Here is a 16,948-nt window from a genome sequence, read left to right as displayed (position 1 = left end):
AGAGACGTACGTCCAGGTGCGACAGGCAGGACGGATGATCGGGGCGGGGCGGGGCGGGGCGGGACGCGGACTGGCCCTGGGCCGGCTGAGGGGGCGGGGCCCGTCTCACCGCACCGGTGGCCCGCCTCGCATACGGGCCACCGCGAGGCCGTCCATGTAGTCGCGGACGTGGGTGATCAGACCCTCGTGGACGCGTATGACCAGCAGGCCGGGGACCTCGAAGGGTTCCCCGGTCGTGGTCAGGGTGCCGGTGACGGTCTGCTCGACGGTGATGACTTCCGGGTCGGTGGACTCGTGGACGGCCGTCTCGTGGATGTGCTCGGGCCGTACCGGGCTCGCGCCCCACAGTGCCCTGTAGCCCGCGCGCACCTCTTCGCGCCCCTGGTAGCGGGCGGGCAGGCCGGGGAAGCGGAACGGGAACTCGTGGACGGCGTCGCCTGCGTACAGGTCGGCCAGCCGGTCCGCGGACTTGTCGAGCATGGCCCGGCGGTAGCGGTCGAGAATCGCGCGGGGGCCGCGGTGGGCCGGGGACGGTTCGGGGGCCGGGGGCATGCGGGCACACTCCTTCGGGCGGGGAAGAGGGGCCGGGGCCGGCGGGCAGGCGGGCGCCGGAGCGAGACGGGGAACGGCGTAAGTGGGGACTGTCTCCGTTTTCTCTCCGGTAAATTTACGGAGGTGGTCTCCGGTTCGCAAGGAGTATCTGGATGACGCAGGTCAGGCCCATGCGCGCGGATGCCCGGCGCAACTACGAGCGGTTGCTCCAGGTGGCGGCCCAGGCCTTCGCCGAACACGGGGAGAACGCCTCCCTCGACGACATCGCCAAGCGCGCCGGCGTCGGCTCCGGCACGCTGTACCGGCATTTTCCGAACCGGCAGGCCCTCCTGGAGGCGGCCTACGTGGACCGGATCGAGGCGATCTCCGCCCGCGCGGACGAGCTGGCCGGGCGGCTGCCGCCGGGCGAAGCGCTGACGGCGTGGCTGAACGAGCTGTGCGTCTGGACGATCCAGGCGCGCGGTCTGAAGGCGCTGCTGGGTTCGGCCGTCGCGGACGGCGGCGCGGCGGCGGTCACGGTGTGCGGTACGTCGCTCAAGGGCGCCGCGACCCGGCTGGTGGCGGCCGCGCAGCGCGAGGGGACCCTGCGGACGGACCTGGAGCCGGTCGAACTGCTGCGGCTGGCCCACGGGGTGACGACGGCCGCCGAGCTGGCCGACGGGCAGGGAGCGGGGCAGGCGGCGCACATCCGCCGCTATCTGACCCTGCTGCTGGAGGGGCTGCGGGCGGCGGCGTGAGCACGGTGACCGGCCGTCGGCGCCCCCGCACCGCCCGGTGCCGGGGCGCCCGCACCGCTGCCGCCGCGCCTACAGCGCCTGGGCCGCCGGCTTCACCATGTTCCGTACGGTGCGCGCCTTGACGAAGTCGCCCATCGCCGTCATCTCCCACTCGCCCGAGTACTGCCGGATGAGCTTGGCCATCATCACGCCGGTCTGGGCCTCGGCGTTGGTGAGGTCGAAGCGGACCAGCTCCTCCTCGGTGGCGGCGTCGAGGAGACGGCAGTAGGCCTTGGCCACCTCCGTGAACTTCTGGCCGGAGAAGGAGTTGACCGTGAAGACCAGGCCGGTGACCTCCTGGGGGATGCGCCCGAGGTCGACCACGATGACCTCGTCGTCGCCCGCGCCCTCGCCCGTGAGGTTGTCGCCGGAGTGCTTCACCGCGCCGCCGAGGATGGACAGCTTGCCGAAGTAGCAGCTGTCGATGTGGTTGCGCTGCGGGCCGTAGGCGATGACCGAGGCGTCCAGGTCGATGTCGGCGCCCCGGAAGGCGGGCTCCCAGCCCAGGCCCATCTTCACCTGGGACAGCAGGGGACGGCCGCCCTTGACCAGGGACACCGTCTGGTTCTTCTGGAGGCTGACCCGGCCCTTGTCGAGGTTGACCTTCCCGGAGCCGGGAGCGGGCGGGGCCGGGGGCGGGGGAGCGTCCGACGGGGCGACCCGGGTGTGCGGGGCGGGCGGCGGGGCCGTCGGCTGCGGTGGGGTGCCCGGGTGGGGCGGGGCCACGGGCCGCTGCGGGGCGGGTGCCGGTTCCTCCACGCTCACCCCGAAGTCGGTCGCGATGCCCGCGAGCCCGTCGGCGTACCCCTGGCCGACGGCCCGCGCCTTCCACTGGCCGCCGCGCAGGTAGATCTCCACGACCACCAGTGCCGTCTCGGTGCCGAGCCGGGGCGGGGTGAACGTGGCCAGCGGGGAGCCGTCGTCCGCGTCGCGGATGGTGGCCGTGGGCTCGATGCCCTGGAAGGACTGCCCGGCGGCGTCCGGGCTGGCGGTGACCACGATCTTCTCGATGCCCGGCGGTACGGCGGCCGTGTCGACGATGATCGCGTCCGGCGCGGTGCCGCCGCCGGAGCGGTAGGTCACGCCCGGCCCGGAGGGCTGGTTGTAGAAGATGAAGTCGTCGTCCGAGCGCACCTTGCCGTCGCCGGTGAGCAGCAGGCCCGAAACGTCCAGCCGCACGGGAGCGGCCACGTCCACCGTGACACGGGCGGTGGAGAGAGGGATGTTCGAGCCGGGGGTCATAGCTGTCATGCCGGGTGAACGAGCGAGGGCACTTTGCCGTTCCCTTACCCAGCGGGAAGAGGCCGTCCGGGTGGCGGCGGGCGCGGGACCGCAGCGGCCCGAAGGGGTTCGCCCCCGCCGCCCCTCCCGTTCCCGAGTCCCTGGGGGGCTCCGCCCCAGCCCCCAGACCCTCTGATCGGCCTTCGGTCTCGTCCCCAAGCACCGGACGGGCTACGGCACCACCACGATCTTGCGGCCCACCCCCGCCGCGAACTGCTCCAGCGCCTGCGGGTAGCTCTCCAGCGGGAGGCGGTCGCTGATGAAGACGTCCGGGTCGAGCACGCCGTTCGCGAACAGCTCGGCCGCGCGTTCGTAGCTGTGCAGGACCGCCATGGAGCCCGTGATGGTGATCTCCTGGTTGTAGATGCGGTACGGGTCGATCTCCACGCGCGTGGCGTAGTCGGCCACGCCGAACTGGAGGAACGTGCCCGCCTTGGCGACCCTGTTCAGGCCGTCCTGGATGGCCGCCGCGTTGCCCGTCGCGTCGATGACCAGGTCCCAGCCCTCGGGGCGGTCCAGTTCGTCCGGGTTGGCGGCCGACGCCGAGACACCGAGGCCGCGGGCCGTCTCCAGGCGGGCGGGGTTCAGGTCGACCACGTCCACGCTCGCCGCGCCGGTCCGCTTGGCCAGCTCCAGCATCATCAGGCCCATCGTCCCGGAACCGTAGATCAGGACGTGGGCGCCGAGCCGGGACTGCAGGACGTCGTAGCCGCGCACCGCGCAGGACAGCGGCTCGATCAGGGCCGCGTCCTCGGTGCGGACGTGCTCGGGGAGCTTGACGCAGTTGGCGACCGGGGCCACCGCGTACTGGGCCGCGCCGCCCGCGGTCGTCACGCCGATCGCCGCCCAGCGCTCGCACAGGTTGTTGTGGCCGGTGCGGCACCGGCGGCACTCGTAGCAGTACAGGGACGGGTCCACCGCCACCCGGTCGCCCGCCGCGACCTCGGTGACCTGGGTGCCGACGGCGACGACACGCCCGGCGAACTCGTGGCCCGGCACGATCGGCAGCTTGGGCGCGAACTCACCTTGGAGGATGTGCAGGTCGGTCCCGCACAGACCGCAGGCGGCGACCTCCACGACGACCTCGCGCGGCCCGGGGGTGGGGTCGGGGACCTCGGTGACGACGGCACGGCCCACGGACTCGATGACGGCGGCCTTCATTTCACGGCTCCCAACGACAGGCCCTGGACCAGTTTGTCCTGGGCGGCGAACCCCGCGGCGAGCACCGGCAGGGAGATGACGAGCGACGCGGCGCACACCTTCGCCAGGAACAGGCCCTGGCTGGTGATGAAGCCGGTCAGGAAGACGGGGGCGGTCTCGGCGACCACGCCGGTGAGCACCCGTGCGAAGAGCAGTTCGTTCCAGCTGAAGATGAAGCAGATCAGTGCCGTCGCCGCGATCCCGGGGACGGCGATGGGGGTGACCACCCGGGCCAGGATCGTGGGCAGGCGCGCGCCGTCCACCCGGGCCGCCTCGATCACCGCGACCGGCACCTCGGCGAGGAACGACTGCATCATCCACACCGCGATCGGCAGGTTCATGGAGGTGTAGAGGATGACGAGCAGCCAGATGTTGTCCAGCATCCCGGCGTTCTTCGCGAACAGGTAGATCGGCAGCAGTCCCGCCACCGCGGGCAGCATCTTGGTGGACAGGAAGAAGAACAGCACGTCCGTCCACTTCTTCACCGGCCGGATCGACAGCGCGTACGCCGCCGGGAGGGCCAGGACCAGGACGAACAGCGTCGACACCACCGAGGCGACCGCCGAGTTGACCAGCGCCGGCCAGGGGCTGGGCCCGCCGCCGCTGCCGAAGAACTCGCGGTAGCCGTCCAGGGTGAGGGAGGCGGCGAAGGAGGGCGGGTTGGTCGCCGCGTCCGCCTCCGAGTGGAAGGACGTCAGCGCCATCCAGGCGATGGGCAGGAAGAAGACGATGCCGGCCAGCCAGGCGACCAGGCCGAGACCGTTGCGCTTGAGGACGTTCATGCGCGGGACGCCTCCTCGCGGAACAGGGACGAGACCACGCGCAGGGCGAAGGTCGCGATGACGATGGAGCCGATGACGACCAGCACACCGGCGGCGGAGGCCAGGCCGTTCTCGTGGGCCTGGTAGAAGCTCTGGTAGACGGTGTACGGCAGGTTGGCGGTGCCGAGGCCCCCGGAGGTGAGGGTGAAGACCGCGTCGAAGTTCTGGACGATGTAGATCGAGCCGAGCAGCGCCCCCAGTTCGAGGTAGCGGCGCAGGTGCGGCAGCGTGAGGTGGACGAAGATCTGCCAGTCGCCGGCCCCGTCCACCCGGGCGGCCTCGATCTGCTGCTGGTCGCGGCTCTGCAGCCCGGCCAGCAGGATCAGCATCATGAACGGCGTCCACTGCCACACCAGGGAGGCCTCGACCGCGAGCAGCGGGGTGTTCGAGATCCAGTCGGGCTGGGGCCCGCCGACGTAGTGCAGCAGGCCGTTGAGCAGGCCGTACTCGGGGTTGTAGAGCACGTGTTTCCACAGCAGGGCGGCGGCGACGGGCACGACGAGGAACGGGGCGATCAGCAGGGTGCGCACGGCGCCCCGGCCGGGGAAGCGGCGGTCCAGGAGCAGGGCGAGGGCGAGCCCCAGGACCAGGCTGGCCAGGACCACCGCCACCGTCAGGAGCACCGTCGTCCACACCGAGTGGCGCAGGTCCGCGTCGGTGAGCACCTGCTGGTAGTTGTCCAGGCCGGTGAAGCGGCGGGCCTTCGGGTAGAGCGCGTTCCAGTCGAAGAAGGAGATCACCAGCGTGGCCACGAACGGGAGCTGGGTCACGGCGATCATGAAGACGAGGGCGGGCAGCAGCGGGGCGCGGGTGGCCCAGGCGCGCAGCCTGGGGGAGGGCTGCCGGGGTGCGAGCGGCTCGGTGGCGGCCACGGGGGCCGTGGTCGTGGCGGTCATCGTCCCTCGTACTCCTTGGCGATCTTCTCGGCGAGCTGCTGGGACTTCCTCAGGGCCGACTCGACGGACTGGCGTCCGGCGACGGCCGCGCTGATCTCCTGGGAGACCTTGGTGCCGAGGTCGGTGAACTCGGGGATGTCGACGAACTGGATGCCGGGCGCGGGGCGGGGCTGCACGCCCGGGTCGTTCGGGCGGGCGTTCTCGATGGCGTCCTTCGTCATCTCCTGGAAGGCGGCGGCCTCCTGGCGGTACGCGGGGTTCTCGTAGGTCGAGGCGCGCTTGCCGGCCGGGACGTTCGACCAGCCGTACGTCTTGCCCACCAGTTGCTCGTACTCCTTGCCGGACGCCCAGGAGACGAACTTCCAGGCCTTGTCGGGGTTGCGGGAGGCGTTCTGGATGCCCCAGGCCCAGGTGTAGAGCCAGCCGGACGCCTTGGTCTTCTCCACCGGAGCGGGGGCGTAGCCGACCTTGCCCTTGACGGGGGATCCCTTGGCCTCCAGGGAGCCGGCCGCGCTGGTGGCGTCGTACCACATGGCGACCTTGCCCTGGGTCATGTTGTTCAGGCACTCCGCGAAACCGGACTGCGCGGCGCCCGACTCACCGTGCTGCCGGACCAGGTCGACGTAGAACTTGGTCGCCTCGGTGAACTCGGGCGAGTCCAGGTGTGCCTTCCAGTCCTTGTCGAACCAGGTGCCGCCGAAGGTGTTCACGACCGTGGTGAGCGGTGCCATCAGCTCGCCCCAGCCGGGCAGTCCGCGCAGGCAGATGCCCTTCATCCCGGGCTGTGCGCCGTCGGCCTTCGCCGCGAGGCCGGCGATCTGCTGCCAGGTGGGGTGCGCGGGCATGGTGAGGCCCTTGGCCGCGAACACGTCCTTGCGGTACATGAGGAAGGACGACTCGCCGTAGAAGGGCTCGCCGTAGAGCTTGCCGTCGTCGGCGGTGAGGGACTGGCGCATCGGCGCGAGGACGTCGCCCTGGTCGAAGGCCCGGTCCCGGGCGACGTGGGAGTCCATGGCGTGCAGCCAGCCGTTGCGGGCGTAGATCGGGATCTCGTAGTTGGACAGGGTGGCCACGTCGTACTGGCCCGCCTGGTTGGCGAAGTCCTGGCTGATCTTGTCGCGCACGTCGTTCTCCGGCAGCACGGTGAAGTTCACCTTGATGCCGGTCTCCTTGGTGAAGTGCGCGGCGGTGAGCTTCTGCAACTCCGTCATCTGCGGGTTGTTGACCATCAGCACGTTGATGGAGTCGCCGCCGGAACCGGCTCCGCCCGCCCCGACCCAGCAGCCGGAGAGCAGCGGGGCGAGCAGCGTCCCTGCGGCGGCCAGGGCGTGTGTCGCTCGCGGTGGCCGCCGTCGGCTCTGGGTTCGCATGGATCGCTCCTGGACATAGGGAGGTGGTTTATACCCGTACATAAGGGGTTCAACAGGGTGTGCGGCAGGGGTGGCAGGGCGGTGGGGTCCGGCGGGCCGCGCCACCGGGGGCTCAGACCCGGACGACCTGCGGCCCCAGCAGGGCGTACCGGTGGGCCTCGGCCGCCGGGAGCAGGGTGCTGGTCACGATCGCCTCCACCGCGCCGACCTGGGCGAACCGGCAGAAGCTGACCGCGCCGAACTTGGTGTGCGTCCCGGCGAAGACGGTGCGCCGGGCGGCCCGCATCGCCTGTGCCTTGACCTCGCCGACCGCCGGGTCGGGCGTGGTCAGGCCGTGTTCGCGGGAGATGCCGTTGGCGCCGATGTAGGCGAGGTCGAGGACGAAGCCGGCGAGCATCTTCGTCGTCCAGTGGTCGACGGTGGCGAGCGTCCCTGCGCGGACCCGGCCGCCGAGCAGCAGCACCGAGACGTTCGCGGCCTCGGCGAGGGCGCCCGCGACCGGCAGGGACGCGGTGACCACGGTCAGCGGCCGGTCCCTGGGCAGGGCCTGGGCGATGAGCTGCGGGGTGAAGCCCTCGTCGACGAAGACCGTCTCGGCGTCCCCGATCAGTTCGGCCGCCGCGGCGGCGATCCGGCGCTTCTCGGGCACGTGGCTGGTGGCCCGGAAGGCGAGGGTCGTCTCGAAGCCCGCGCTCTCCACCGGGTAGGCCCCGCCGTGGGTGCGGCGGACGAGGCCGTGGTCCTCCAGGGCGCGCAGGTCCCTGCGGATGGTCTCCTTGGCCACGCCGAGTTCGCCGGCCAGCGCGGTGACGTCGACCTGGCCGGTGGCCCGCGCGGCCCGCACGATCTCCCGCTGCCGCTCCTCCGCCGTCCGCGCGCCCATCGCCTGCACCTGCCTTCCTGGCCTGCTGCCCGTTCGGGCCCGTTCGGGCCCGGTGGGGCCCTCGGGGCACAGTTGTACAGCGGGTGCGCGGCGCCGACCAGGTCTGTTGCGGGCTCGATGCTGCCCGGGTGCGCCCGTTTGCCCGGCCGCGTGTTTGTCGCGGACCTGCGGGGCTGTCCGGGCGGAGGTGGTTTCGGGCACGGCGGATGCCCGTACGCGGAGGCGGGCGGGCCCGTTCGGTGCCCGCCCGCCTCGCGGAGCGATGTTTTCGCGGCGGGCGGCGGGGCCGCCGGGCCGTCAGTGGGGCCAGATCGGCGGGTCGGTCACGAAGTGGCCGCCCAGGTAGGCGTGGGCCTCGTCGGCCGGGTCGAGTTCGCCCTGCTCGGCGATGAGCTTCGCGGCGTACGGCTCGGAGTCGTCCTGCGGCTCGTAGCCGAGCGCCCGCGCGCTCGACAGGTCCCACCACAGGCGGGTGTTGGCGGAGGAGCCGTGGACGACGGTGTGGCCGACGTTCTCGGCGGTGAGGGCGGCGTGGAAGAGGCGGGCGCCGTCGGCGGGGCTCATCCACACCGAGAGCATGCGCACGCTGGTCGGCTCGGGGAAGCAGGAGCCGATGCGCACCGAGACGGTCTCCAGGCCGTGCTTGTCCCAGTAGAGCTGGGCGAGGTCCTCGCCGAACGACTTCGACAGGCCGTAGAAGGTGTCAGGGCGGCGCGGGGTGTCGACGGGGATCAGCGGGTCGTCGCCGCGCGGGCGGGGCGTGTGGCCGATCGCGTGGTTGGAGGAGGCGAAGACGACGCGCCCGACGCCCTCCTCGCGGGCGGCCTCGTACAGGTTGTACGTGCCCTCGATGTTGGCCTTGAGGATCTTCTCGAAGGGGGCTTCCAGCGAGATGCCGGCGAGGTGGACGACCGCGTCGACGCCGTGGACCGCCGCCCGCAGGGCCGCCTTGTCGCCGAGGTCGGCCATGACGGCGTCCGGCTCGCCCTCGATCGGCCGCATGTCGAGGAGGCGGAGCGTGTAGCCGTACTGCGGCAGCAGGTCGCGCATCAGGGTGCCGAGTCCGCCGGCGGCGCCGGTGAGCAGAACGGTGCGGGGAGCGGGCATCCTCGGTCTCCTTGCGTCCATCAGCCGCATCCATGGCTGGAGTTCACATGCATGGACACGTTAGGGATCCCGGGTGTACGCCGTCAAGTGTGCCGCGTGCCAGGGTGGCGCACGCGGGCGGAATCCGCTGCCGCTTGCCGGTTTGCCCGCTTGACCGGCCGGGGCGGGGCCGCTTAGCGTGAGCGTGTTCATGAATATGGACACAGATCAGAAACGTGAGTGACTGCCCTAGGGAGAGCCCGTGCCGTCAGCCCCCCTCGCCGAACGCCTCAGCATCCCCAGCGGTCCGCTGTTCTTCCCCGTCACCGCCTACGGCCCCGACGGCACCCTCGACCTCGACGCCTACCGCGCCCATGTGCGCCGGGGTGTCGAGGCCGGTGCCGCCGCCGTCTTCGCCTGCTGCGGCACCGGCGAGTTCCACGCGCTGACGCCCGAGGAGTTCGAGACCTGCGTCCGCGCGGCCGTCGAGGCGACCGGGGGGCGCGTCCCGGTCGTGGCGGGCGCCGGGTACGGCACCGCGCTCGCCGTGCGCTACGCCCGCCTCGCCGAGGCCGCCGGGGCGGACGGACTGCTCGCCATGCCGCCCTACCTCGTCGTCGCCGGGCAGGAAGGGCTCCTGCGGCACTACCGCGAAGTGGCCGCCGCCACCGCCCTGCCCGTCATCGTCTACCAGCGCGACAACGCCGTGTTCACCCCCGACACCGCCGTCCGACTGGCCCGCACCGAAGGCGTCATCGGCCTCAAGGACGGGTTCGGCGACCTGGACCTCATGCAGCGCGTCGTCAGCGCCGTCCGCACCGAGGCCCCCGGCGACTTCCTGTACTTCAACGGCCTGCCCACCGCCGAGCAGACCCAGCTCGCCTACCGGGGCCTGGGCATCACCCTCTACTCCTCCGCCGTCTTCTGCTTCGTCCCCGAGATCGCCCTCGCCTTCCACCGGGCGCTGCGCGACGGCGACGACACGACGGCGCACCGGCTCCTGGACGGCTTCTACCGTCCGTTCGTCGATCTGCGCGACCAGGGCAGGGGGTACGCCGTCTCCCTGGTCAAGGCGGGCGTACGGCTGCGCGGACTCGACGTCGGCGAGGTGCGCCCGCCGCTGCACGAACCGGCCGAGGACCACGTCAAGCAGCTCGCCCGGCTGATCGAGCGCGGGTACGCGCTGCTGGAGGGGGACGCGTGAGGGCGTCGGCGTTCGTCTACCCCTGGGACGTCAACGGCGACCCCGCAGCAGCCGGGCGCGTCGCCGCGCTCGGCGTGGCGCAGGCGACCCTCGCCGCCGCCTACCACTCCACGCGGGCGCTGACCCCCCGTCACCCGCGCCACCGCGTGGTCACCGCCGAGTACGCGGCCGTCCTCTACCCGCCCGGCAGCCGCTGGCAGGGGCGGACCCCGCGGCCCCACCCCGCCGGTGACTGGGCGCCCGGGGACGCGTACGGCGAGGCGGCCGAGGCGCTGAGCGCGGCCGGTCTGGAGGTGCACACCTGGGTGGTCCTCGCGCACAACTCCCGGCTCGGCGCCGAACACCCGGACACCTCCGTCGTCAACGCCTACGGCGACCGCTACCCGTGGGCCCCGTGCATCGCCCAGCCCGCCACGCGCGCCTACCTCGTCGACCTCGCCGCCGAGGCCGCCGTACGGCCCGGCGCCCGCGGCACCGAACTGGAGTCCCTCGGCTGGTACGGCCTCGCCCACCTGCACGCCCACGACAAGACCGCCGGGGTCGGCCTCGGCGACGCCGGGCAGTACCTGATGTCCCTGTGCTTCTGCCCCACCTGCCGGGCGGGCTACGGGCAACAGGACCTGGACGCCGACGCGCTGGCGGACGCCGTACGCACCGCGCTGGAGCCGGTGTGGCGGGGGGCGCCCTCCACCGGCGGCTGGCCGGCGGTCGAGAAGCTGCTCGGCGCGCGCGAGGCGGCGGGCACGCGCGCGTGGCGCGACGACAGGGCGCGCACCCTCCAGGAGGAGGCCGTCGCGGCGGTCCGGGCGGCGGCACCCGAGGGCTTCCGGGTGCTGCTGCACGCCGACCCGGTCTCCTACCACTGCGGCGCCAACGCCGGTGTCGACCCCGCGCACGTCCTGGCCGTGGCGGACGGTGTCGTGGTGCCCTGCACGGGCGGCGCGGATCTCCTCACGCCCTTCGCCGGACAGGGCCGCGCGGACGCCGTCCTGGCCGCCAACCTCACGATCGTCTCCGGCCTGGGCGGCGACCCGGCCGGCCTCGCCACGGCCGCCACCCACGCCCGGCACCTGGGCGCGACCGAACTGAGGCTGTACCACGCCGGTCTGGCCTCGGACGCGGACCTGAGGGCGGTACGGGAGGCACTCGGGGAGTTGTGAGGGGGAGCGGGCGTGCGGGGGCGCGGGTCAGGGCCGCCGACACCGCCAGCAGGAGTGCGCCCGGGGCGGCGAGCAGGAGGCGGTAGTCGACCGTTCCGACCAGCCATGCCCCGGCCGCCAGGCCCACGGCGTTCGGGGCGAGGACGAGGGTCTGGGCGGTCGCCGTCACCCGGCCGACCAACTCGCCCGGAGTCTCGTGCTGCACGGCGGTGAACACGGCGATCAGCACGCAGGGCAGCCCTGCTCCGACGGCCGCGCCGCAGGCCAGGGCCACCGGATCGGACGGTACGGCCCGCAGGGCCACCGCGAGAGCGGTGAGGGCGATGCCGTACGCCGCGAACCGGCGCCCGCCCAGGCGGCGCAGCCAGGACCCCGAGACGAGCCCGGTCAGGACCGAACCGGCGCCTTGGACGGCGTACAGCACTCCGGCGTACGCGGGCGCGTGGCCGAGCGAGTCCACGATCGCGTAGACCAGCGCGCCGTTCACGCCCGCGCACAGCATCGTCGCCCCGCCGGCCAGCACCAGCGGGCGCAGCCGCGGGTGGGACCAGAGGCGGCGCACACCCTCGGCGGTGTGCTCCCGCCAGGATCCGGACGGCCGCTTTGGCGGCTGCTCGCGGACGCGCAGCAGCGTGTACAGGCCTGCCGCCAGGACGAAGGTGACCGCGTCCAGCAGTGCCACACAGGCGCCGCCGTACGCGGCGTACAGACCCGCGCCCGCCAGGGGGGCCAGCAGCTTCATGCCCTCCGTCGCGGTCGTGCGCAGCCCGTTGAAGTCACCGAGCAGCGCCGGGGCGACCGCCTCGGCGACCAGCGCGGACTGGGCGGCGTCGGCCACCAGGCCCAAGGCGCCGTAGAGGAACAGCACCGCGTACAGCAGCCAGAGCCGGCCGGGGGAGCCGACGGCGGGGAGGGGCAGGAGCAGCGCCGCGAGCAGCAGGTTCACGCCGATCAGCAGGGGCCCCCGGCGGGTGCGGTCGGCGAGCGTGCCCAGCAGCGGCCCGGCCAGGGTGGGCGCCCACATGGCGAGCGGGCACAGCGCGGCCTGCCCGGTGGAGCCGGTGAGGTCCTTGACCCACACACCGCACGCCAGCCACAGCGCCGATGTGCCGAACCCGGAGACCACCACGGCGGTCAGGCACAGGGCCGCCCGCCGGTCGCGCACCACCCGGAGCAGCGGCGGCACCGGCACGTCAGTCGTCGTCATGCCTGCCGAGCGTGGGGGTGAGGCCCCGCCGCGCGGATGGGGCAGGTGCCCCGGATTCCGCGCCGCCGGACGGGAATCCGGCACCCCCGGCTCGGTCATCCTCCGCAGACCCGCCTTCCGGAGACCCGCCCTCCTGAGGCGTGCGCACGCCCCCGCGGCCCCCTACGGCGCGCCCCCGATGAGTTCCGCCGCCGACGGCGGTCTGCACCTGCGAGGAAAGACGTCCGCGCGATCTCAAGGAGCATGCGATGACCGAACCGATCCTCGACCTCGGACCGCAGACCCGCATCGTGGTGCGGCTTGCGCAGGGGGTGGGCGAGGAGCACCTCGCCGCCCCGACGCCCTGCCCCGACCTGGCCACCCGGCATCTGCTCGGGCACCTGCTCGGCCTGTCCGCCGCCTTTCGCGACGCGGCCCGCAAGAACCTGGGCCCCACGACCGACACCCGCCCGAACGCCACCGTGCCCGATGTCGGCCCCGGCTGGCGCGAGGAACTGCCCCGGGTGCTCGACGACCTCGCCGAGGCCTGGCGCGACCCGGCCGCCTGGACCGGCACGACCCGCGCGGGCGGCGTCGACCTGCCGGGCGGGGTCGCCGGTGCCGTCGTCGCGGACGAACTGGTGGTCCACGGCTGGGACCTGGCCCGCGCCACCGGCCAGGCCTACGAGCCGGACCCGGCCGCGCTGCGGGCGGCGCACGGATTCCTGCGCGCCGCCGCGGACCAAAACGCCGGGCAGGGCGGCGGCATCTTCGGCCCCGTCGTCCCCGTCCCCGAGGACGCCCCGCTCCTCGACCGCGTGGTGGGCCTGAGCGGCCGCGACCCGCACTGGCGGCCGCGCCCCTGAGCGACCGACCCGGCAGAACCCGCGGGTTTTCTCTGTCAGAAGCGTTGACGAAACCCAGCGCCCCTCTTACCTTCATCGCGTCGTACTTCGTACGTCATATATGAGACGCGATACGCGAGATCCGAGAGGCGCTCATGACCTCCGTGCCCACGCCGATCCCCTCCCGCACGCAGTTCGTGCTGGAGGGGATCAAACACCGCATCCTCACCGGGCAGCTGACGCCCGGCCAGGCCCTGGTCGAGACCGAACTCGCCGCACAGTTCGGGGTGTCGAAGACCCCCGTGCGCGAAGCGCTCAAGACCCTGGCCGGCACCGGACTGGTGGTGATGAACCAGTACAAGGGCGTCACCGTGCGCATGGTGGACGCGGACATGGCGCGCGAGGTCTACGACGTACGGCTGCTGCTGGAGCCCGAGGCGCTGCGGCGCTCGGTACGCCGTACCGCCTCCCTCGACGCCGCCCAGGACGCGCTGCGGCGCGCCGACGCGGCCGCGGACACCGCCGAACGCTCCCTGGCCAACCGCGAGTTCCACCGCGCCCTGTACCTGCCCTGCGGCAACCCGCTGCTCGGCCGGATGCTCGACGAGGTCCGCGACCAGGCCGCCCTCGTCTCCGCCGTGGCCTGGTCCGCCGACCCCTCCTGGGAACAGGAGGCCGCCGAGCACCGGGAGATCCTGCGGCTCGCCCTGGCCGGCGACGCGGACGGCGCCGCCCGCGCCCTCCACGCCCACATCGCCTCCTTCGTGCACCGGGCCTTCCCCGGGGTCCTCGACACCCGGGACCCGCTCGGCACCCCCGCCGAGGAGGGCCGGAAATGAGCGGCGCGACCTTCGAGACCCAGCGGGCGGCCCTCGCCGACGTGGTGGCGATCCCGGTGACCCCGTTCGCCGCGGACGGCTCCGTCGACCGGCCCACCCACCGGGCCCTGCTGCGCCGCCTGCTCGACGGCGGCATCACCACCCTCACGCCGTGCGGCAACACCGGCGAGTTCTACGCCCTCACGCCCGAGGAGCGCCGGCTGGTCACCGAACTGACCGTCGAGGAGAGCGCCGGCCGGGCCAGCGTCCTGGTCGGCGTCGGTCACGACATCCCCACCGCCGTCGCCTGCGCCCGGCACGCCCGCGAGCTGGGCGCGCAGATGGTCATGGTCCACCAGCCCGTCCACCCCTACGTCTCCCAGGGCGGCTGGGTCGACTACCACCGCGCCATCGCAGAGGCCGTGCCCGAACTGGGCGTCGTGCCCTACCTGCGCAACGCCCAGCTGCCCGGCGCCCGCCTCGCCGAACTCGCCGACGCCTGCCCCAACGTCGTCGGCGTCAAGTACGCCGTCCCGGACGCGGCCCGCTTCGCCGCGTTCGCCCGGGACGCGGGTCTCGACCGCTTCGTCTGGGTGGCCGGCCTCGCCGAGCCGTACGCCCCCTCGTACTTCTCCGCCGGCGCCACCGGCTTCACCTCCGGCCTGGTCAACGTGGCCCCCGCAGTCTCCCTGAACATGCTGGAGTCGCTGCGGGCCGGTGACTACCCGGCGGCGATGAAGGTGTGGGAGCAGATCCGCCGCTTCGAGGAACTGCGCGCCGCGGGCGGCTCCGCCGACAACGTCACCGTGGTCAAGGAGGCCCTCGCCTCGCTCGGCCTGTGCCGCCGGGACGTGCGCCCGCCGAGCAGGCCGCTGCCCGAGAGCGGGCGCGCCGAGGTCGCCGCCATCGCCGCCGGGTGGCCGATATGAGCGCGCCGCGCAAGCGTCCCGAAGACCTGCGGAGCCACCAGTGGTACGGCACGGACGGCCTGCGCTCCTTCAGCCACCGCGCCCGCACCCGCCAGCTCGGCTACCTGCCCGAGGAGCACCTGGGCAAGCCGGTCATAGCGATCCTCAACACCTGGTCCGACATCAACCCCTGCCACGTCCACCTGCGCGAGCGCGCCCAGGCGGTCAAGCGCGGAGTGTGGCAGGCGGGCGGTTTCCCGCTGGAGTTCCCGGTCGCCACGCTCAGCGAGACCTTCCAGAAGCCGACGCCGATGCTCTACCGCAACCTGCTGGCGATGGAGACCGAGGAACTGCTGCGCTCCTACCCGGTCGACGGCGCCGTGCTGATGGGCGGCTGCGACAAGACCACGCCCGCCCTGCTCATGGGAGCGGCCTCCGCCGGACTGCCCGCCGTCTTCGTGCCCGCCGGGCCGATGCTGCCGGGGCACTGGCGCGGCGAGGTCCTCGGCTCGGGCACCGACATGTGGAAGTACTGGGACGACCGGCGGGCCGGTCTCATCGGCGACTGCGAGATGGCCGAACTGGAGAGCGGCCTGGCCCGCTCGCCCGGCCACTGCATGACGATGGGCACCGCCTCCACCCTCACCGCCGCCGCCGAGGCGCTGGGGGTGACCGTGCCCGGCGCCTCCAGCATCCCGGCGGTGGACTCCGGGCACGACCGGATGGCGGCCAGGGCCGGGACGACGATCGTCGAACTGGTCCACAAGGGCCGCGGTCTGGGCGACATCCTCACCCGCGAGGCCTTCGAGGACGCCGTCACCACCGTCCTCGGCCTGGGCGGCTCCACCAACGCGGTCATCCACCTGATCGCGATGGCCGGGCGGGCCGGGGTGAAGCTCACCCTCGACGACTTCGACCGCATCGCCCGCACGGTCCCGGTCCTCGCCGACGTCCGTCCCGGCGGCAGCAAGTACCTCATGGAGGACTTCCACTTCGCGGGCGGCCTGCCCGGCTTCCTCTCCCGCATCCCCGACCTGCTCCACCTGGGCCGGCCGACCGTCGCCCACGACAGCCTGCGCGAGCAGCTCGCCGGCGCCCGGGTCCACGACGACGACGTGATCAGGCCCCGCCACAACCCGGTCGCACCCGAGGGCGGGGTGGCCGTCCTGCGCGGCAACCTCTGCCCCGACGGCGCGGTCATCAAGCACATCGCCGCCGCACCGCACCTGCTGCGGCACACCGGCCCGGCCGTCGTCTTCGACGACTACCGCACCCTGCAGCGCACCATCGACGACCCGTCGCTGGGCATCACCGCCGACAGCGTGCTGGTGCTGCGCAACGCGGGCCCCCAGGGCGGCCCCGGCATGCCCGAGTACGGCATGCTCCCGATCCCCGGCCACCTCCTCAAGCAGGGCGTGCGCGACATGGTCCGCATCTCCGACGCCCGGATGAGCGGCACCAGTTACGGCGCGTGCGTGCTGCACGTGGCGCCCGAGTCGTACATCGGCGGCCCGCTCGCCCTGGTGCGCACCGGCGACCTGATCACCCTCGACGTCCGGGCGCGGACCCTGCGCCTGGACGTGGACGACGACGAACTGGCGTGCCGCCGGGCCGCGTGGACGCCGCCGCCCCGGCACTACGAACGCGGCTACGGGGCCCTCTACGCCGAGCAGATCACCCAGGCCGACACCGGCTGCGACTTCGAGTTCCTGGCCCGGCCGGGCGCCGTGCCGGATCCGTACGCGGGCTGACCCCCGGCCGCGCCCGGGGGAGCCCCTCGGGCATGTGTACACAGCAAGCGCTTCCCGCACGCACTGTATCCGCCCCACTGCGAACGGAAAACATCCATGGCCCAAGCCGCAGCCGTGGGGGGGGGGGCGGCCCCCCCCCCCCCCCGGCCGGCCCCCCCCCCCCCCCCCCCCCCCGCGGGGGGGCGGCGCCGCCGGGCCGGCGCGCCCGCGC

15 protein-coding genes and 1 pseudogene are annotated in these 16,948 nt (G+C 73.3%); 7 read left to right on the top strand and 9 right to left on the bottom strand.

Annotated features, from left to right (window positions below; genetic code table 11):
- Positions 1-105: 105 nt before the first annotated feature.
- Positions 106-552: a nuclear transport factor 2 family protein gene (locus ACFC02_RS20240; protein WP_376358799.1), complete on the bottom strand. Its 447-nt coding sequence runs from the start codon at positions 550-552 to the stop codon at positions 106-108.
- 152 nt (positions 553-704) lie between these two features.
- Here ACFC02_RS20240 and ACFC02_RS20235 point away from each other — a divergent pair, with 152 nt between their 5' ends.
- The gene (locus ACFC02_RS20235) at positions 705-1,289 is read left to right on the top strand and encodes a TetR/AcrR family transcriptional regulator (RefSeq protein ID WP_376358796.1); all 585 of its coding nucleotides are present in this window, start codon (positions 705-707) and stop codon (positions 1,287-1,289) included.
- 69 nt (positions 1,290-1,358) lie between these two features.
- Here the strand turns inward: ACFC02_RS20235 and ACFC02_RS20230 are convergent, their stop codons facing one another.
- The 7 genes from ACFC02_RS20230 to ACFC02_RS20200 form a co-directional block, all read right to left on the bottom strand.
- Positions 1,359-2,570: a TerD family protein gene (locus tag ACFC02_RS20230; RefSeq protein ID WP_376358897.1), complete on the bottom strand. Its 1,212-nt coding sequence runs from the start codon at positions 2,568-2,570 to the stop codon at positions 1,359-1,361.
- A 210-nt stretch (positions 2,571-2,780) separates the two neighbouring features.
- The gene (locus ACFC02_RS20225) at positions 2,781-3,770 is read right to left on the bottom strand and encodes a zinc-dependent alcohol dehydrogenase family protein (RefSeq protein ID WP_376358793.1); all 990 of its coding nucleotides are present in this window, start codon (positions 3,768-3,770) and stop codon (positions 2,781-2,783) included.
- Positions 3,767-4,591 (bottom strand): carbohydrate ABC transporter permease, encoded by an 825-nt coding sequence (locus ACFC02_RS20220; RefSeq protein WP_376358790.1) that lies wholly within the window; start codon positions 4,589-4,591, stop codon positions 3,767-3,769. Before ACFC02_RS20220 ends, ACFC02_RS20225 begins: the two co-directional genes overlap by 4 nt.
- Positions 4,588-5,526 (bottom strand): carbohydrate ABC transporter permease, encoded by a 939-nt coding sequence (locus ACFC02_RS20215; RefSeq protein ID WP_376358787.1) that lies wholly within the window; start codon positions 5,524-5,526, stop codon positions 4,588-4,590. The genes ACFC02_RS20220 and ACFC02_RS20215 overlap by 4 nt, the downstream gene beginning before the upstream one ends.
- Positions 5,523-6,896, bottom strand: a complete 1,374-nt coding sequence (locus ACFC02_RS20210; protein ID WP_376358783.1) for an ABC transporter substrate-binding protein — start codon at positions 6,894-6,896, stop codon at positions 5,523-5,525. The genes ACFC02_RS20215 and ACFC02_RS20210 overlap by 4 nt, the downstream gene beginning before the upstream one ends.
- A gap of 112 nt (positions 6,897-7,008) precedes the next feature.
- Positions 7,009-7,779, bottom strand: a complete 771-nt coding sequence (locus ACFC02_RS20205) for a DeoR/GlpR family DNA-binding transcription regulator (protein WP_376358781.1) — start codon at positions 7,777-7,779, stop codon at positions 7,009-7,011.
- A 297-nt stretch (positions 7,780-8,076) separates the two neighbouring features.
- Complete coding sequence (locus ACFC02_RS20200) at positions 8,077-8,886, bottom strand: NAD-dependent epimerase/dehydratase family protein (protein WP_376358778.1); 810 nt, start codon at positions 8,884-8,886, stop codon at positions 8,077-8,079.
- A gap of 241 nt (positions 8,887-9,127) precedes the next feature.
- On the opposite strand from ACFC02_RS20200, the gene ACFC02_RS20195 reads away from it, so the two are divergent.
- Positions 9,128-10,069 carry a 5-dehydro-4-deoxyglucarate dehydratase gene (locus ACFC02_RS20195; protein ID WP_376358775.1) on the top strand — a complete coding sequence of 314 codons (942 nt, stop codon included), beginning with the start codon at positions 9,128-9,130 and terminating at the stop codon, positions 10,067-10,069.
- Entirely contained in the window at positions 10,066-11,229 is a 1,164-nt protein-coding gene (locus tag ACFC02_RS20190) for a hypothetical protein (RefSeq protein WP_376358772.1), read from the top strand. The genes ACFC02_RS20195 and ACFC02_RS20190 overlap by 4 nt, the downstream gene beginning before the upstream one ends.
- On the opposite strand, the pseudogene ACFC02_RS20185 reads toward ACFC02_RS20190, so the two are convergent.
- Positions 11,183-12,436: pseudogene (locus tag ACFC02_RS20185) on the bottom strand (MFS transporter); the annotation flags it as partial. The gene ACFC02_RS20190 and the pseudogene ACFC02_RS20185 overlap by 47 nt on opposite strands.
- Positions 12,437-12,684: 248 nt before the next feature.
- Between ACFC02_RS20185 and ACFC02_RS20180 the strand changes: the two are divergent.
- The 4 genes from ACFC02_RS20180 (at position 12,685) to araD (ending at position 16,737) form a co-directional block, all read left to right on the top strand.
- Positions 12,685-13,281 (top strand): TIGR03086 family metal-binding protein, encoded by a 597-nt coding sequence (locus ACFC02_RS20180; protein ID WP_376358769.1) that lies wholly within the window; start codon positions 12,685-12,687, stop codon positions 13,279-13,281.
- Positions 13,282-13,415: 134 nt separating this feature from the next.
- Positions 13,416-14,099, top strand: coding sequence for a GntR family transcriptional regulator (locus tag ACFC02_RS20175; protein WP_376358766.1), 684 nt, complete (start codon positions 13,416-13,418; stop codon positions 14,097-14,099).
- Positions 14,096-15,007 carry a dihydrodipicolinate synthase family protein gene (locus ACFC02_RS20170; protein WP_376358763.1) on the top strand — a complete coding sequence of 304 codons (912 nt, stop codon included), beginning with the start codon at positions 14,096-14,098 and terminating at the stop codon, positions 15,005-15,007. The genes ACFC02_RS20175 and ACFC02_RS20170 overlap by 4 nt, the downstream gene beginning before the upstream one ends.
- Positions 15,004-16,737 (top strand): L-arabinonate dehydratase, encoded by a 1,734-nt coding sequence (gene araD / locus ACFC02_RS20165; protein ID WP_376358760.1) that lies wholly within the window; start codon positions 15,004-15,006, stop codon positions 16,735-16,737. Before ACFC02_RS20170 ends, araD begins: the two co-directional genes overlap by 4 nt.
- Positions 16,738-16,948: the final 211 nt, after the last annotated feature.

It is taken from the genome of Streptomyces sp. NPDC056160 (assembly GCF_042268205.1).
Classification (GTDB): Bacteria; Actinomycetota; Actinomycetes; order Streptomycetales; family Streptomycetaceae; genus Streptomyces.
Note: the sequence above shows the minus strand (reverse complement) of the source record. Positions and strands in the feature narration are given on the sequence as shown.

Coding starts and splice junctions, on each gene's coding strand:
- ACFC02_RS20180 (WP_376358769.1), top strand. CDS start 12,685: ATGACCGAACCGATCCTCGACCTCGGACCGCAGACCCGCATCGTGGTG.
- ACFC02_RS20175 (WP_376358766.1), top strand. CDS start 13,416: ATGACCTCCGTGCCCACGCCGATCCCCTCCCGCACGCAGTTCGTGCTG.
- ACFC02_RS20170 (WP_376358763.1), top strand. CDS start 14,096: ATGAGCGGCGCGACCTTCGAGACCCAGCGGGCGGCCCTCGCCGACGTG.
- ACFC02_RS20235 (WP_376358796.1), top strand. CDS start 705: ATGACGCAGGTCAGGCCCATGCGCGCGGATGCCCGGCGCAACTACGAG.
- ACFC02_RS20240 (WP_376358799.1), bottom strand. CDS start 552: ATGCCCCCGGCCCCCGAACCGTCCCCGGCCCACCGCGGCCCCCGCGCG.
- ACFC02_RS20225 (WP_376358793.1), bottom strand. CDS start 3,770: ATGAAGGCCGCCGTCATCGAGTCCGTGGGCCGTGCCGTCGTCACCGAG.
- ACFC02_RS20215 (WP_376358787.1), bottom strand. CDS start 5,526: ATGACCGCCACGACCACGGCCCCCGTGGCCGCCACCGAGCCGCTCGCA.
- araD (WP_376358760.1), top strand. CDS start 15,004: ATGAGCGCGCCGCGCAAGCGTCCCGAAGACCTGCGGAGCCACCAGTGG.
- ACFC02_RS20230 (WP_376358897.1), bottom strand. CDS start 2,570: ATGACCCCCGGCTCGAACATCCCTCTCTCCACCGCCCGTGTCACGGTG.
- ACFC02_RS20210 (WP_376358783.1), bottom strand. CDS start 6,896: ATGCGAACCCAGAGCCGACGGCGGCCACCGCGAGCGACACACGCCCTG.
- ACFC02_RS20220 (WP_376358790.1), bottom strand. CDS start 4,591: ATGAACGTCCTCAAGCGCAACGGTCTCGGCCTGGTCGCCTGGCTGGCC.
- ACFC02_RS20200 (WP_376358778.1), bottom strand. CDS start 8,886: ATGCCCGCTCCCCGCACCGTTCTGCTCACCGGCGCCGCCGGCGGACTC.
- ACFC02_RS20205 (WP_376358781.1), bottom strand. CDS start 7,779: ATGGGCGCGCGGACGGCGGAGGAGCGGCAGCGGGAGATCGTGCGGGCC.